Origin of the sequence: Marinobacter sp. ELB17 (assembly GCF_000169375.1) — a bacterium.
Taxonomy (GTDB): domain Bacteria; phylum Pseudomonadota; class Gammaproteobacteria; order Pseudomonadales; family Oleiphilaceae; genus Marinobacter.
This window is the reverse complement of record NZ_AAXY01000001.1, coordinates 132657-147827: the sequence shown is the minus strand read 5'-3', so window position 1 is coordinate 147827 and position 15171 is coordinate 132657. Positions and strand designations below refer to the sequence as shown.

General features: G+C 56.0%; 14 protein-coding genes. 6 read left to right on the top strand and 8 right to left on the bottom strand.

The window, feature by feature from the left end:
* Positions 1-192 precede the first annotated feature (192 nt).
* Positions 193-1578, top strand: coding sequence for a succinylglutamate desuccinylase/aspartoacylase family protein (locus MELB17_RS00810; RefSeq protein WP_007348206.1), 1386 nt, complete (start codon positions 193-195; stop codon positions 1576-1578).
* 24 nt (positions 1579-1602) lie between these two features.
* Here the strand turns inward: MELB17_RS00810 and MELB17_RS00805 are convergent, their stop codons facing one another.
* Positions 1603-2799: a MalY/PatB family protein gene (locus tag MELB17_RS00805; RefSeq protein WP_007348205.1), complete on the bottom strand. Its 1197-nt coding sequence runs from the start codon at positions 2797-2799 to the stop codon at positions 1603-1605.
* 119 nt (positions 2800-2918) lie between these two features.
* Here MELB17_RS00805 and MELB17_RS00800 point away from each other — a divergent pair, with 119 nt between their 5' ends.
* The 3 genes from MELB17_RS00800 to MELB17_RS00790 all read left to right on the top strand — a co-directional run bounded on the left by MELB17_RS00800 (position 2919) and on the right by MELB17_RS00790 (position 7588).
* Complete coding sequence (locus MELB17_RS00800) at positions 2919-3812, top strand: prenyltransferase (RefSeq protein ID WP_007348204.1); 894 nt, start codon at positions 2919-2921, stop codon at positions 3810-3812.
* 190 nt (positions 3813-4002) lie between these two features.
* Entirely contained in the window at positions 4003-6504 is a 2502-nt protein-coding gene (locus MELB17_RS00795) for an acyl-CoA dehydrogenase (protein ID WP_007348203.1), read from the top strand.
* A gap of 184 nt (positions 6505-6688) precedes the next feature.
* Positions 6689-7588, top strand: a complete 900-nt coding sequence (locus MELB17_RS00790; protein WP_007348202.1) for a DMT family transporter — start codon at positions 6689-6691, stop codon at positions 7586-7588.
* A 21-nt stretch (positions 7589-7609) separates the two neighbouring features.
* Here MELB17_RS00790 and MELB17_RS00785 read toward each other — a convergent pair whose 3' ends face one another.
* A complete protein-coding gene (locus MELB17_RS00785) occupies positions 7610-8251 on the bottom strand; it encodes a MarC family protein (protein WP_036183262.1) in 642 nt (213 codons plus the stop codon).
* Between the two features lie 174 nt (positions 8252-8425).
* The gene (gene bamE, locus MELB17_RS00780) at positions 8426-8734 is read right to left on the bottom strand and encodes an outer membrane protein assembly factor BamE (protein WP_007348200.1); all 309 of its coding nucleotides are present in this window, start codon (positions 8732-8734) and stop codon (positions 8426-8428) included.
* Between the two features lie 167 nt (positions 8735-8901).
* Between bamE and MELB17_RS00775 the strand changes: the two genes are divergently transcribed.
* The gene (locus MELB17_RS00775) at positions 8902-9351 is read left to right on the top strand and encodes a potassium channel family protein (RefSeq protein WP_007348199.1); all 450 of its coding nucleotides are present in this window, start codon (positions 8902-8904) and stop codon (positions 9349-9351) included.
* Between the two features lie 150 nt (positions 9352-9501).
* Complete coding sequence (locus MELB17_RS00770; RefSeq protein ID WP_007348198.1) at positions 9502-10230, top strand: OmpW/AlkL family protein; 729 nt, start codon at positions 9502-9504, stop codon at positions 10228-10230.
* 159 nt (positions 10231-10389) lie between these two features.
* On the opposite strand, the gene MELB17_RS00765 is transcribed toward MELB17_RS00770, so the two are convergent.
* The 5 genes from MELB17_RS00765 to rlmE all read right to left on the bottom strand — a co-directional run bounded on the left by MELB17_RS00765 (position 10390) and on the right by rlmE (position 14983).
* Positions 10390-11724: a DEAD/DEAH box helicase gene (locus MELB17_RS00765; protein ID WP_007348197.1), complete on the bottom strand. Its 1335-nt coding sequence runs from the start codon at positions 11722-11724 to the stop codon at positions 10390-10392.
* 314 nt (positions 11725-12038) lie between these two features.
* Complete coding sequence (locus tag MELB17_RS00760) at positions 12039-13385, bottom strand: hypothetical protein (protein ID WP_007348196.1); 1347 nt, start codon at positions 13383-13385, stop codon at positions 12039-12041.
* A gap of 101 nt (positions 13386-13486) precedes the next feature.
* A complete protein-coding gene (locus tag MELB17_RS00755) occupies positions 13487-13945 on the bottom strand; it encodes a DUF302 domain-containing protein (protein WP_007348195.1) in 459 nt (152 codons plus the stop codon).
* Positions 13946-13957: 12 nt separating this feature from the next.
* A complete protein-coding gene (locus MELB17_RS00750; protein WP_007348194.1) occupies positions 13958-14248 on the bottom strand; it encodes an encapsulin-associated ferritin-like protein in 291 nt (96 codons plus the stop codon).
* A 114-nt stretch (positions 14249-14362) separates the two neighbouring features.
* On the bottom strand, positions 14363-14983 hold the full coding sequence (gene rlmE, locus MELB17_RS00745) for a 23S rRNA (uridine(2552)-2'-O)-methyltransferase RlmE (RefSeq protein WP_007348193.1): 621 nt from the start codon (positions 14981-14983) through the stop codon (positions 14363-14365).
* Positions 14984-15171 lie beyond the last annotated feature (188 nt).

Genomic DNA, 15171 nt, shown 5'->3' with positions numbered 1-15171 from the left:
TCCGTGTTTGATGACAAAAGCATGCTACTGAAATATTCATTCAATCCGCCATCTACTATGCTAAATCCGGCGAAGGCTTCATGAAAACGGTATTAAACCTTTGTCACAGCCATATCAACCATCTATAAAGCGCTCTAATCTGTCGACCGTTAGGCTCGGCAAAAGCCGGGAGTCACGATTACAAGAGGTAGTATGGCTAGCAAACACGGGGTGATGATGGCATTTTGGCAGCACTTGGCCAGGCGTTCTTTGGCAAGCGCCGTCGTTGTGGCGGGCGCTTTTGGCGCGCTTTCAGCCCAAGCCGACGGTAACAGTGACGGCGACACCTTAGTGGCCGACTTGGATAGCGAACAGGCACCCCTAGAATCACAACCTGCCGCCAGCCGCAGCGCACCGGATATCGATTTGAAGGAGGTGGCACCGCCCCCGGCAGCCGCGGCCGAACCGGCAAGTCCTGACGCCGGTGCAAAGCCGCTGTCAGACTCGATTCAGCCCGCATCCGCGGTAGAGGCCCCAAAAATTACCGCAAGTTTCAGCCTGCTGGGCAGTGATATTCGCCCGGGCATTTCTACCCGCCTGGCCTGGTCTCCCAACATCCAGATTGCCGGTCTATCGCAGCCAACGCCGGTTCTAGTGGTCAACGGCATCAATCCCGGCCCTACCCTGTGCCTGACCTCAGCCATTCACGGCGACGAGCTAAACGGCATTGAAATTGTGCGCCGCACCCTGTATGACCTGGACGCGACCAAGCTGTCCGGGCGGGTTGTGGGTGTGCCGATTGTGAATCTACCGGGTTTTGAGCAAGGCAGCCGTTACCTGCCTGACCGCCGCGACCTCAACCGGCACTTCCCCGGCAGCGCCAACGGCAGCTTGGCGGATCGTATTGCCCACTCGCTGTTTACCCAAGTTATCAACCATTGCGACATGCTGGTGGACATTCATACTGGCTCGCAAAAGCGCACTAACCTGCCGCAACTGCGCGCCGATATGAACAATCCGGATGTAGCAGCCTTCACCCTCGGCTTTGACCGCATGGCGGTGGTGCACAGCAGTGGCTCACCCGGTATGTTGCGCACCGCGGCAGTTAACGCCGGTATCCGCGCAGTTACTCTGGAAGTCGGGGAATCCCACCGAATTCAAGAGCACCAGATAGAAGCCGGGGTGAACAGCCTGATCAGCCTGCTAGAAAAACAGGAAATGATTTCGCGGATGTTTGTGTGGGGTGCACCCGAGCCGGTTTACTACGACTCACTTTGGGTGCGGGTTGATCACGGTGGCATTCTTTTCAGCAAGGTGGGCCTGGGCGACAAGGTGAACAAGGGGGATCTGATGGGCCATGTTACCGACCCCATTACCAACGCCCAGTACCCGGTGCGAGCCACTCGCAGCGGGCGGTTGATTGGCATGGCAGTAGACCAGGTGGTTATGGCGGGATTCGCCGCGTACCACCTGGGTACCAAACCTGACAGCCCAGAATTTCACATCAACGGCGAGCTTGACCACGCTGACAGTGCGGGAAGGGGAGAGAGCGTGGAAGCTGTAGAAAGCGGTGACGATCTCATCGACAACGATGGTTAAGCCGCCACCCCACTCATCGTGAATCTACTGCCGAGTGCCAAGCGCCGCCTGGATACGCTCAATCACTTGCTCCAGGGTGGCTCGCGGGCAGCCGATGTTCAGGCGCATAAAACCGCGGCCATTGGCGCCAAACGAAACACCCGGATTCATACCCACACCGGCCTGCTGCACAAACAAGCGTTTCAGGCCGGTGTCGTCCAACCCCAGTGCGCGGCAGTCCAGCCACATTAAATAAGTGCCCTCGGGGGCGCTCACTTTTATACCCGGCAGACGCTGGGCAACCTGGTTCACCACAAAGTCGCGGTTGGCCTGCAGGTAATCCATCAACTGGTCCAGCCAGGGGCCGCCATGGCGGTAACCGGCTTCGAAACCGGTTACGCTGAACGGATTGCTCTGGGGCATGTGGAACGATTCCAGCACATCCGCCATTTTCTGCCGAAGCCCGCTGTCTGCAATCACCATGGCCGACAAACCAAGGCCGGGGATGTTGAAGGTTTTACTAGGGGCAATGGCGGTGATCAACTGGTCGTCGGGGCGTGCAAGGGCCGCTAGCATACGGTGGCGATGGCTGTCGGAAAACACTAGATCGCAATGAATTTCATCGCTCAGCAGCACTAGGTTGTGGCGTCGGCAAATGTCGAGCACCGCTGTCAGTTCGGCTTCAGACCACACCCGCCCGATTGGGTTATGGGGCGAACACAAAATCAGCATCTTTGCCTGCGGGCGCGCCGCACATTGCTCCAGGTGGGCCAGATTCATGCGGTAGTACAAGCTGCCGTCTTCCTGCTTTTCCGCCAGCAGCGGATTTTCCAGAACCTGGCGTCCGGTTTGTCGCACCGAACTGAAAAACGGCGGGTATACTGGCGGCTGTATAATTACCTCATCGCCCGGATGGGTACAGGCCATACACGCGGCATTTAATGAGGGCACTACGCCCGGCGCCATCAGCACCCATTCACGCTGAAAACTCCATTGGTGGCGCTGGCGAAACCAGTCGCGCATGGCGCTGTAAAGGCTGTCGGGGAACATCGTGTAACCGTATACCGGGTGCCGGGCGCGCTCGCTGAGTGCATCGGTAACCGCTTGCGGCGCGGCAAGATCCATATCGGCCACCCACACCGGCAGTACATCGGCGCGGCCGAACACCGCTTCGCGGGCGTCCAATTTTACCGCATGGGTGTTTTCCCGGTTTACGGGCTGATCAAAATCAGCGTGGGACACACGTCACTCCCTGAAATTGCCAAAAGCAAGGCCGCTCGCCGTTGCGAGCCTGACCCAAGCTTGAGGTTATAATTGATTGATAGCAATGTATCAGCATACATCACAAGGCCCCGTAATCCATGTCTCAAACCGCCGTCGTTATTCGCACTTCCCGCCCCAACTTTCTGGTGATGGCCCCGCTGTGTGTGGGTCTGGGCGTTGCGCTGTCGTGGCGGCTGCCAGGAGCTCCGCCGCCCTTCTTAGACACCCTATTGGTTTTCTTGGGTGCGCTGCTGGCCCACGCCGCGGTGAATATGCTGAATGAATACGAGGATTTTACCTCCGGACTGGATTTGCACACCCGCCGTACGCCGTTTTCAGGCGGCAGCGGCGCCCTGCCACAGCGGCCGTCGGCGGCGCGCTCCGTTTTACTGGGTGCACGGGTTACATTGGGTCTGGTAGTGGTTATTGGCCTGTATTTTTTATCGCAACGGGGCTTGCCGATGCTGATACTGGGGGGGGCTGGCGTTGCTCTGGTCATTACCTACACCCGCTGGATTACCCGTTCGCCCCTGCTGTGTCTGCTGGCGCCCGGGCTGGGGTTTGGCCCGGTGATGGTGCTGGGGACTCTGGTGGCACTGGGGGCGCCGATCAACGCCGCGGCCGTCGCGGTGTCTGTCATCAGTCTGCTGCTGGTAAGCACACTGCTTTTGGTGAACCAGATCCCCGACGCCGAAGCCGATCGCCGTGGTGGCCGTTATCACGCGGCAATCGTGCTGGGCGTTTATAAAGCCGCGTGGCTGGCCGGAGCCATGTTACTGGCCAGTTATGGCGTACTCGCGCTGGCTCTGGTCAGCAGTTGGTTGCCGCCGGCAACGGCGCTGGGTTTTATAACCCTGCCCCTGGCACTGTGGATTACCTTCAAATTGCCCCAGGTGGCAGGCGATCATCACAGCCTGCCACCGGTTCTGGCCGTAAATGTAGCCTGCCTGCTTGCCACACTGGCTTTGCTGGTTGTCGGGCTGAGCATGTAACGGGGGGGGGCGATCACGCCTTCAGCTCGTTTCAATGCTGCTGACTGTCGCTGTTTGTTACAGTATTTAATCGATATTACAAATCGTTACAGGGCGCATAGTGCGACCCGCTCTACGGAGGCCTGCTATAGTGTTTGTTCCGGGCATCATGGGTTGTTCTGGACATTTTTCATTGTGACAAGGAGTTGCCATGAGTGTTGTGCTTCTGTTATTGAGCGCGCTGGTACTGATTTACCTCAGTATTGGCGGAAAGACAGCCAGCGTTGTGCTGTGCGTTGCTACGCTGATTGGCCTGGCCCAGGACGACTGGCATCTGGTCAGCTTTATAGTCGGCGGGCTTGCCCTGGCTTTGGCGTTAATTCTGCTGAACCCCAGCGATCTGCGTCTCAATAGGTTCAGCAGACCATTGCTGAACTGGGTACGCTCACGCTTGCCACAATTGTCAGATACCGAAGCCGAAGCGCTGAAGTCCGGCTCGGTGGACTGGGACGGCGAGCTGTTTTCCGGCAAGCCACAGTGGTCAAAACTGCTGGGCGCAAAGCCGGCGCACCTGAACAGTGAAGAACAGGCGTTTCTGGATGGCCCGGTAGAGGAACTCTGCGCCATGCTGGACGACTGGGAAATCACCCACGAGCATTACGATTTGCCCGAAAAAGTTTGGGCGTTCATACGCGGTAACGGCTTTTTCGGGCTGGTCATACCCAAAAAAGACGGCGGCATGGGGTTTTCTAACACCGCGCACTCGGAAATCGTGATGAAAATATCCACCCGCAGCGTGTCCACTGCGGTCACCGTGATGGTGCCCAACTCTCTTGGGCCCGGTGAGCTGTTGATGCACTATGGTACCGATGCCCAAAAGCAGCATTATCTGCCGCGCTTGGCCGGCGGCCAGGAAATCCCCTGTTTTGCTCTGACATCGCCGGTGGCAGGCTCAGATGCCGGCGCTATTCCAGACAAAGGCATTGTGTGCAAAGGCCAGTGGAAGGGCGAAGAAGTACTGGGTCTGAAAGTCACCTGGAACAAGCGCTACATCACGCTAGCGCCGGTGGCCACCCTGATTGGGCTGGCCATCAAAGTGTATGATCCAGACGCCCTGTTGGGCGACAACGCCGACATGGGTGTTACCTGCGTGATGGTGCCGCGGGAAACCGATGGCGTACACGCCGGCGCCCGCCACTTGCCGATGAACACGGTGTTCATGAACGGCCCGACCTGGGGCAACGGCGTATTTATTCCCATGGACCAGGTGATCGGCGGCCAGGACATGCTGGGCAAAGGCTGGACCATGCTGCTGGAATGCCTGTCCATAGGTCGTTCTATTTCGCTACCGGCTTTGGGCACAGGCGCCGGCAAAGTTGCCAGCCTGGCCACCGGTTCTTACGCCCTGACCCGAGAACAATTCGGCCGCTCTATCAGCCAGTTTGAGGGCGTGCAAGAAGCGCTGGAACCCATCGCCGGTTACACCTGGATGATGGACGCTGCGCGCTTGCTCACGGCAGGTATGCTAGACCGCGGTGTACGCCCGGCCGTGCCTTCTGCGCTGCTGAAATACCGCAACACCGACCTGATGCGCATTGTGATCAACCACGCCATGGACGTCGTTGCCGGCCGCGGCGTTATTACCGGGCCACGCAACTTCCTGGCCCGCGCCTACCAAGCTATACCCATCGGTATCACCGTAGAAGGCGCCAACATTCTTACCCGCAGCCTGATGGTATTTGGCCAAGGCGCCATCCGCTGCCATCCGTTTATTGTTGACGAAATCGCTGCGGCTGGCATGGAAGACCAAAATCAGGCCGCCAAAAAGTTCGATGGCGTTTTCTACAGCCACCTGGCACACACCACCCGCAACGGTTTGCGCGCACTGGTGCTGGGCCTGACCGGCGGCCTGGCCGAACCGGTGCCGCGCCAAGGCAACCTGAAACCTTACTACCGCCAACTGGCGCGCTTTTCGGCGGCCCTTGCGCTGATGACCGATGTTACGCTGCTTTCCGTAGGCGGCGGCCTGAAGGCTCGCCAGCGCCTGTCCGGGCGCATGGCCGACTGCCTGGTACAGCTGTATTACGCCACCGCAGTGATCAAACAATGGCACGAAGAAGGCTATCCGGAAGAACAGCGCCACATGGTGGAATGGTGCCTGAAAACCTGCCTGCGCGATTTACAGGATTCCATGCGTGAAGCCATCATCAACTTCCCGGTTCCAGCCCTGCGCTGGCCCCTGCGATTGTTGGTGTTCCCCTTGGGCGCGACGGGGCTGAATGGCCCCGACGACCGCCTGGGCACCAAAGTGGCCGCCAGCATTGTAGAGGACACACCGCTGCGCCAGCGCATTCACCGCGGCGCCTATATACCCACAGACAGCAGCGACTCTCTGGGCAGGGTGTTGAACGCCTACCGTCTGGCCAACGAAACCACCGACATGCGCGCTCGCTTGCACCAAGCTATTCGAGACCGCGATGAAGACGACCTGGACGGCATTGCCCTGCTGATGGGCCACGAACGCAAACAGCTGGTCGACTGGGCCTGCGCCCAAGGCGTAGTGAAAGCCAATGAGTGCGAAAAACTGGAAGAGGCACTCACCGCGCTCTACGACGTTATTCGCGTGGATGCGTTTGACAGCGACGGCCTGAAAGAGCTGTCAAAGTGCGCCACTGGCAAACGCAAAGTGGTCGAACGCCCCGCAGGACACTGATCGCTGAGCCGGCAATCCCACAAAGATTGCCGGCGCCTTCATTTCGATAGCTTAACTATTAAATAGGTGCTTATATATTAGATAGGTACTTATATATTAGATAGGTACTAAACGGCATTCAGGCTGGCCAAAGGCACGGCTATACTGCCTTGCTGAATCCATTCCGCGTTTTCTGAGGTTATTCATGTCCGGCAAAACCGTTGGCAGCGCCATCTTTCTGCTGGTGATCGGTAACGCCATGGCGTTAATTTCCGATGTTCTGATAAAACTGCTGGATCCCGGCGCGCCCATCTTCCAGTTCGCCTTCCTGCGCTGCGTGCTAACTCTGCTGCTGCTGTTACCGCTGGCCAAAAAAATAGACCGCCGCCAGTTTTTTGCTGGCACCGGCATTCACGCCATCCGCGCCCATGTTCACCTGATTGGCATGCTGTGCATGATCATCGCCCTGGCCAACCTGCCCCTGGCCACCGCCAACGCCGTATTCTACGCCGCGCCCATACTGGTGATGCTGTTCTCAGTCGTTATCTTCCGCGAGCGCCTGACACCCCTAAGCGTGATTGCCGTATTCAGCGGCTTTGCCGGCATTATCCTGATATTAAGACCCATAGACTTCACTTGGGCGGCGTTTGCGGCCCTGGGCTCGGCGTTTTCACTGGCCATCAACGCCGTACTGGTGCGTAAACTGCCAAAGCAACAGAGCACCGTGCACAAACTGGTCCTGAACTACCTGCTGATTATCCCGGCCGCCGGCGCACTGGCCATTTGGGACTGGCAGCAAGGCTCACGCTGGAGCACCGACCTGGTCATCATCGCCGCCGGCTCCTCCCTGTTCATACTGGGTTACAACATCACCGTACTGCTGGCTTACCGCCAGGTAGACGCCAACCAAGTCACCAGCGCCGAATACACCGGCCTGATCTGGGCGGTGGCCATCGGCTGGATATGGTTCAACGAAGTCCCCGACTTATGGTTCCTGGCCGGCAGCCTGATGATCGTGATACCGCTGATCCTGATCGGCCTGACCCAAAGAAGAAAATACCCGGCAAGAGGCTTCAACCCCGCGCTGCGGAATTCAAAAAAATAGATGCCACAAGCGGCAGTGTGACTATTTTCCAGCCACCAACCCAGAAGCCGCAATAAACCCGGACACCCCGGTCAACACGATCTCAGCCGCCATAGCCGACAAAATCAACCCGCTGATCTTCGACATAATATTCAGGCCATTCTTACCCATCGCCTTTTCCAGATAACCCGACAACCGCAACAACACCGCCAGAATCAGCAAACTCGACACCAACCCCAACAGGCCCCCGGCCACCGCCGCAACCTCCTTCAGCTCCGCACCGTAAACCAGAATCGCACCAATAGTCGCCGGGCCAATCATGACCGGAATCGCCAGGGGCACCACCGCAATATCGTCGCGATTGTCATCCGGTAAACCCGTGGCGTGGCTGCGAGTTCCATTGTTAACCAGACTGATGGCCGTCAAAAACAGCAGTGTACCTGCACCAATGCGGAACGAATTCAGGGTGATACCAATGGCACCAAATAACAGCGGACCGGCAAAAAACAGAATCACACCCAACACCAGCGCCGATATGCAGGCACGACGAATAATCGCGGTTTTCTCGTCAGCCGGCAGCCCGCGGGTTAGCGCCAGAAACATGGTCACCACAAAAAACGGCGCTAACAGAAACAAAAAGCGGATAGAGCTACTGATGTAGGTCGAGAAAAACAATTCAATCATTACCGAAGAATTCCACAGAAGGAGATTTTGGGCGCCAAGCATAGTCCCCTCATCCCGGATTTACCGTAAGGAAGTGGACCTACTCAGCGCTATTAAAGAGGGCTTAGCAATGTAAAATCGACTAAAAAAAACGGGCTGCAAGTGCAGCCCGTTTTTTTATTCACGCTTCGCGATTTACTGCGTGGCGTTGTAATTATAAGACTGCACCACTCCGTTACCATCGAACGTGATAATCAGGTCTTCGGTTTTGTCGTCACCAAACGCAGACCAGCGATACTTGCCGTAAGTCCAGGTGCGCTTACCGTCTTTCATACCGGTACGCCAAGGCTCACCAAACAACGCCTGCACTTCTGAGCGAGTGGTTTCATTGACTGTAATCTGGTCAACATTGTGGGTGGCAAAATCCTGGCCCACAGATGCACAACCTGCAAACGTCAGGGTAGCGGCCATCAACACGGCTGCTGAGATTTTTTTCACAAACATCGCCTTCACTCCTGTGGAAACTGCTCTGCATTTTTCGACCTGTATCATAGCGCCAATCGGGTGACGGAAAAAACAAACCCAACCATAATACCTGCAAGAACCCATTATAAGCTGGGGTAGGCTCACCCGCTCTGCGGGCCTGTCATCCAGCATGGAGAGATTCACCTTTGCCTGTAGAAGAACCCGGAAGCCTGCTTATCGCCACTGTCGCCTTCAGTGCGCTGGTTGCGACCGTGGTGCTGATTCATCACAAAGTGCTGGTGCGGTTGAGCAGCGTACTGGGGAAAAGGGGTAATCATCACCATTTCCGCCTGATTGTGACCGTGCTGGGGGTTCTGGCCGCTCATGCTCTGGAAGTATGGATTTTCGCCATAGCGTACTTTGCTATGCACCATACCCTGAGCTGGGGGCTGCTGGTTGGTAACTTTAACGGCACCCTTCTGGACTGCGTGTACTTTTCGTTCAGCACATTTACCACCGTAGGCTACGGCGATATTGAGCCTATAGGCAACCTGCGTTTTCTGACCGGCATTGAAGGCCTGACCGGGTTGGTACTGGTGGGCTGGAGTGCGTCTTTCCTGTCTATGGAAATGCAGCGTTACTGGCCACGGCGTTAAAACACCCCGCAATACATTCATTACTTGAGCTGAATCAAAGGTGCTCTGAAATAGCGCTACTCTTTTTTTAATAATTGCGCTAAATCAAGATTGCCTTTGTAACAACCATTACTCTTACAGCCAATACGAATCGAACCTTGGAGATTTACCATGCCCCATACTTTCAAAATTGGTGTTTTGGCTGCGGCCGTAATGGCGGTTGCACCGGCTGCTCAGGCTTTTGAAGCGGGTGATTTTATTCTGCGTGCGGGTGCTGCTCATGTTGCGCCTGATGCGTCCAGTGAGCAAATCAAGGTTGGTGGCGCAGCTTTCCCGACAGCTAACTCACGTGTTGATGTTGACGCTAATACCCAGCTGGGCATACGTGGAACTTATATGGTCACCAGCAACATCGGTATTGGCTTACTCGGCGCAACGCCCTTCAAACACAATATTACGGGTGCCGGCGATATATCTGCCGATGCCAAACTAGGCGAAACCAAACACCTGCCACCAACGCTGACATTGCAATACTATCCAATGCATAGCTCCTCAGCTTTCCAGCCGTTCGTGGGCTTGGGCGTAAACTACACCACTTTTTTCGAAGAAAAGACATCGAGCACACTGACTAATGTAATAGATGGTGCGCTTACTTCCACGAACGTAGGCTCGACCAAGCTTGATCTAGACGACAGCGTTGGCGTAGCAGTAGAAGTCGGCATGGACTACATGCTGAGCGAGAACTTTGGTTTGAACGCTGCTATTTGGTGGGCCGATATTAATACTGACGCAAAAGTGTCGGTGTATGATACTGCCGGAAATTTTGTTGCGGCTACCGACAAATTTGAAGTCGAAATCGACCCGATGGTCTACATGGTAGGTTTCACCTACAAGTTCTGATCCCTTACGAATAACCTGCTGAGCAGCAGACTCTGAAGGCACTACCTTTTACGGGGCCCTGTTTCTACACGGCCCCGTTTTTATTTTCAGATTCTGAACAAAAAAATGCGGAGCCGAAGCTCCGCATTTTTTAACCTGCTACCTTAAGCCCGTATGGCTTCAGGCGCCCTGGTTTTGGCGCTGGCCTGAACGTCCACGTTGGCCGCCATTGCCATTCTGGCTGCGGCCTGCGCTGCGTCCGCCTGGCTTATCGCCAAAGCTGCGGGGCTTATCACTTGGCCGGCCATTACCGCCGCCATTTCCACCGCTGCGGTTACGAGCTTTGCTCGGATCGGCCTTGGCTTTTGGCTTCAGCGCCACGTTGTTTTTGGGTTCAAAGCCTTCCACTTCCTTACGCGGCAGCTGTTTTTTGATCAGCTTTTCGATACCTACCAACATGCTGAGTTCGTCAGCACTCACCAAAGACAGCGCGTGGCCACTTTCACCCGCGCGACCGGTGCGGCCAATGCGGTGAACGTAGTCTTCCGGCACGTTAGGCAGTTCAAAATTAACCACTTGGGGCAGCTGCTTAATATCCAGACCGCGAGCGGCGATGTCGGTCGCTACCAGCACACGGATATCACCTTGCTTGAACTCAGCCAAAGCACGGGTACGGGCGCCTTGGGACTTATTGCCGTGAATCGCAGCCGCGGTAATACCGTCTTTGCCCAGCTTCTCGGTCAGGCGGTTGGCACCGTGCTTGGTGCGGGTAAATACCAACACTTGTTCCCAGCTGTTGTCGCGCACCAGTTTACTCAACAGCGCCGTTTTCTGGCTCTGATCCACCGGATACACGGATTGAATAACGCTTTCGGCGGTGGTATTGCGCACTGCAACATCAATCTGCACCGGGTCGTTCAGCAGGCCCTTGGCCAGGGTGCGAATTTCGTTGGAGAACGTTGCAGAAAACAGCAGGCTCTGGCGCTTCGCAGGCAGCATAGCCAGAATTTTGCGGATATCGCGAATAAAGCCCATATCCAGCATGCGGTCGGCTTCGTCCAGCACCAGAAACTCTACTTCGTTAAAACGCACGGCGTTCTGCTGATACAAGTCCATCAGGCGGCCAGGTGTTGCCACCAATACGTCCAGCCCTTTGCGCAGCTTCATCATCTGCGGGTTGATTTTCACACCGCCAAATACGACAGCCGCGCGGGTAGGCACGTAGCGGCTGTAAAGGTTCACGCTGTCGTGCACCTGGGCGGCAAGTTCACGGGTAGGCGTCAGAATCAGCACGCGCGGGCCTTTGCCGGTACGCGGGTTCTGCTCCAGCATCTGCAGTATCGGCAGGACAAAACCGGCGGTTTTACCGGTGCCGGTTTGCGCAGCGGCCATCACGTCTTTACCGGCCAATACCGCTGGAATGGCTTTTAACTGAATGGGTGACGGGGTTTCATAACCCTGATCCAAAGTGGCACGGACTAGCGGCTCAGACAAACCGAGTGAAGAAAAACTCATAATAGATTAACTCTTGATTGTTCTGCCTCCACGAACACCGTTGTTGGCGAATGCGGGCAGATGCCATGAAGATTCATGGCGTAAAAGACGACTACGGTCACACGCCGTTAACGGGGTGACGTCCTCTGACAGGTCGTATGGATGGTTCGCATGTGGGCTTTACGCCTAAAACTGCGGAATCCCTAGAGGCAGGATGGCGCAGACATTAACAGAGGGCTTTGGCATACGCCATAGGTGATTGCCATAAAGCCGGGACGCAGGGCGCTTGCCACAAGATCGCACAAAATGAAACGAGGCCTTAACTGGCAGGCAAGCTACGCCAGAACGAGCGTCAGGCCGGCCGCCAGCGCACTGGCGACGGTTAATCCCGACAGCGCCAGGCTGAAGCTCCAGCGCAATGATGCGTCTACCGCCTTGTAACCGGTTAAGCGTTCCATAATCAGCGCGTTAGCGGCAAACGGTGTACCAAAGGCGGTAATTCCCCAACCGGTTACCATGGCAAAGCCCAAACCCACCAGAACGTTTTCCGGCCACACGGCACCCAGAATACCGCCTGCCAGGGTGCCGATAACAATCGGGTTTACGCCGCCCAGTCCGGCGATGAAAAACACCCATGGCACGGCCGCGGCCAGCACCGGCCAAAGCCAGTCGGGCACGTTCAAATCACCACTAATCTGGCCCAGCACTGCGGCGCTGATGACAGCACCAATAAACGCCGAGCCGCCCACAATCGCCAGCTCGTTACTGACGTTAGCCATACTCACCAGGGGCGGGTTGGTTCGGCGGCTCCATGCCAGAAGCCTGGCACCTATGACCGCGCCCATACAACTGAGCGTAACGGCGTAGGCATAGCTGAGCTGAAACTGATGGCTAAGCAAGAAAACACCGACACAAATTGCCAGAATCAAGGCGCAGAATCGAAACCAGGGTGCCAGACCGGCGTCGCTCACACCACTGCTGGTAGTGGCGCTGGCGCCAGAAACCTCAACCTTAACGAGTTCTATTTCAGATTCTGGCTCAGGTTCGCACCAGATCAACCCGGAAAACAGCAAAACTATGGAAAAAGGAATGGTGAGCATCAGTAATTGAAGGCTGCCAAGGCCCGGCAGCAAAGTCAGTGTAAGCACCACAGAAATCGACAGCGGCGAAAAAGTAGGCGATACACCAAAGCCCCTGAGCACGGCACGTGTGGCGTTGCGGGTAGACGGGGAATCGCCGTTGCTGCGAATACGTTCACCCACCACACTTCCGACCACCGCTACCGAACCAAAATTGAGCGGTATCGACACCATAGCGGTACCAAAGGCCAGGCTGAGGTAACGCACCCGTGGCCTCCCGCCAAAAAGGCTGGCCGAAATTTTTTGCAAATCTGAAGTACGGCCCAGCACCGACGATAGCAACATAACCGCCAACACCAAACCAGCCAGGCGGCTCATATTCTCCGCCGCTGCCGCAATCATGCCCGGATCGCGGCCCAGAGCAAACGCCAACGCAAAACCCGCCACTAGAAAAACCACCTTGGGTACCAGGCGCATATCCCGCCAGCCCAGAATAACCGCCAGGCTGACCGCTGCAGCGCCCAAACCGGCCATGCTGGGAAGCAGTGCCAGAATGGCGGCAATCAACGCAAGGTAAGCAAGAGCAGAACGTATCAGCAGCAAGGGAGCGCGTCTCTGAATGGCAAGGGTAAGTATATTAGGCAACCGGAACCCTGCCAGGTATCAGCCATTATGAGCATTCCCGTGTTTTGCTCCGGGCTTTATCAGTCCGCAGTGGCAGCTCGGGCAAAATTCTTCAGCGCGCCCCCCACTTTCGCCAACACCGGATCACAACCTTCGATAGCATGGCGGGTTTTCAGATATTGCGGATCGTTATAGCCAAGCCAGACCTGGCCATTCTCGTCCTCCCAGATCAGCGCTTTCTGGGGCAAATCCACAGCGACGGTTTGCGAGCATTGCATCAGTGGCGTGCCCACTTTTGGGTTGCCAAAAATCACCAGTTCGGTGGGCCGTAATTCCATATTGGCCGATTCAGCCCCGGCAGCGTGATTAATTCGGTTCATGATTTTCATGCCGTTCTTACTCAAAACCGCTTCAAGTTTATCGGCCGTCGCCGCTACGCTATGATTGCTTTTCACCACAATCAAGCCGTCTGCGGCCAAAGCCACGCCTGAACTCATCAAGAAGAGAAAAGGCAAAACAATCTTTCTGAAGACGTTCATAGAGATCCTCGTTTATCCGTGCTCAGTTATGGAGCCGTCGGTGAACAAAAATTCCCGCAGGTACTTGTCCATGGTCGGGTCTTTGCGCCGAATCCATTCCAGCACCATCGCAGCGTGCTCTTTTTCTTCGTCGCGGTTGTGCGCCAGAATGGCTTTGAGCTCCGCGTCTTTGCAGGAATCTACACGTTGGTTGTACCAGTCAACGGCTTCAAACTCTTCCATTAACGAGCTGACGGCCCGGTGCATGTCCCGCGTTTCATCTGACAATTCGTCAACCGGTTCGTGGTAGCTGTCGTTCGCCATAGTGTGTTCCTCATCGCTGTGTTGTGAGTAGCAAAAAGCCCTGTTACGCCATGCTGCTCTCAGCGTAAAAGGGCCTTTTGAACATAGCTGGTAACGGCTCGTTTAGACAAGCGATCAGCCGCGAAAGCCCTTACCCACGAGATAGACCTCCCGCGAGCGGGCACGGGAAGAATCTGGTTTGCGCACCACCACCTTGTCGAACTGTTCGCGCACAGCTTTCACGTAGCCGTCATAACCTCCACCGTGGAACACCTTGGCGACGAAACTGCCTTTGGGTTTTAGCACCTGGCTCGCCATGTCCAGCGCCAGCTCGATCAAATACATAGAGGCGGCCTGATCCGCCGCGTTCACACCGCTGATGTTGGGCGCCATGTCTGAAATCACCACGTCGACTTTTGCATCGCGCAGTACCGCCATGATTTCCTCAAAAACAGCGTTCTCGGTAAAATCGCCCTGAATAAATTCGACACCGGCAACGGCGTCCATGGGCAGAATGTCCGAGGCTATTACTCGGCCTTTATGCCCCACCAGATCGGTGGCCACCTGGGACCATCCGCCAGGCGCAGAACCCAGGTCCATCACCGTCATGGTGGGTTGGATGAGCTTGTCTTTGGCGTTAATTTCAAGAAGTTTGTAGCTGGAACGGGAGCGATAGCCATCCATTTGCGCTTTTTTCACGAAGGGATCGTTAACGTGTTCTTCCAGCCAGCGGTTACTGCTTTTTGATCGGGCCATAGTGTCTCTTTGTTAACCGAATGATAGTGGCTCTTTACGAGTTCGGTTATTAGTCGAGTTATTAATCGCGCTATTGTACGCCGAGGGCCAGGGCGCCGCAAAAGCGCCCCGCGCGTCGGCACCAGAGCACTGACAGCAAACCGGCAGCCACGTACAATAGCCCCACTAATTAGCTGCCCCTGAGCTCT

Excerpts from the sequence above, each read along its gene's own strand:
- MELB17_RS00810 (WP_007348206.1), top strand. The coding sequence starts at position 193 with ATGGCTAGCAAACACGGGGTGATGATGGCATTTTGGCAGCACTTGGCC.
- MELB17_RS00800 (WP_007348204.1), top strand. The coding sequence starts at position 2,919 with ATGTCTCAAACCGCCGTCGTTATTCGCACTTCCCGCCCCAACTTTCTG.
- MELB17_RS00795 (WP_007348203.1), top strand. The coding sequence starts at position 4,003 with ATGAGTGTTGTGCTTCTGTTATTGAGCGCGCTGGTACTGATTTACCTC.
- MELB17_RS00790 (WP_007348202.1), top strand. The coding sequence starts at position 6,689 with ATGTCCGGCAAAACCGTTGGCAGCGCCATCTTTCTGCTGGTGATCGGT.
- MELB17_RS00785 (WP_036183262.1), bottom strand. The coding sequence starts at position 8,251 with ATGATTGAATTGTTTTTCTCGACCTACATCAGTAGCTCTATCCGCTTT.
- bamE (WP_007348200.1), bottom strand. The coding sequence starts at position 8,734 with ATGTTTGTGAAAAAAATCTCAGCAGCCGTGTTGATGGCCGCTACCCTG.
- MELB17_RS00770 (WP_007348198.1), top strand. The coding sequence starts at position 9,502 with ATGCCCCATACTTTCAAAATTGGTGTTTTGGCTGCGGCCGTAATGGCG.
- MELB17_RS00765 (WP_007348197.1), bottom strand. The coding sequence starts at position 11,724 with ATGAGTTTTTCTTCACTCGGTTTGTCTGAGCCGCTAGTCCGTGCCACT.
- MELB17_RS00755 (WP_007348195.1), bottom strand. The coding sequence starts at position 13,945 with ATGAACGTCTTCAGAAAGATTGTTTTGCCTTTTCTCTTCTTGATGAGT.
- MELB17_RS00750 (WP_007348194.1), bottom strand. The coding sequence starts at position 14,248 with ATGGCGAACGACAGCTACCACGAACCGGTTGACGAATTGTCAGATGAA.
- rlmE (WP_007348193.1), bottom strand. The coding sequence starts at position 14,983 with ATGGCCCGATCAAAAAGCAGTAACCGCTGGCTGGAAGAACACGTTAAC.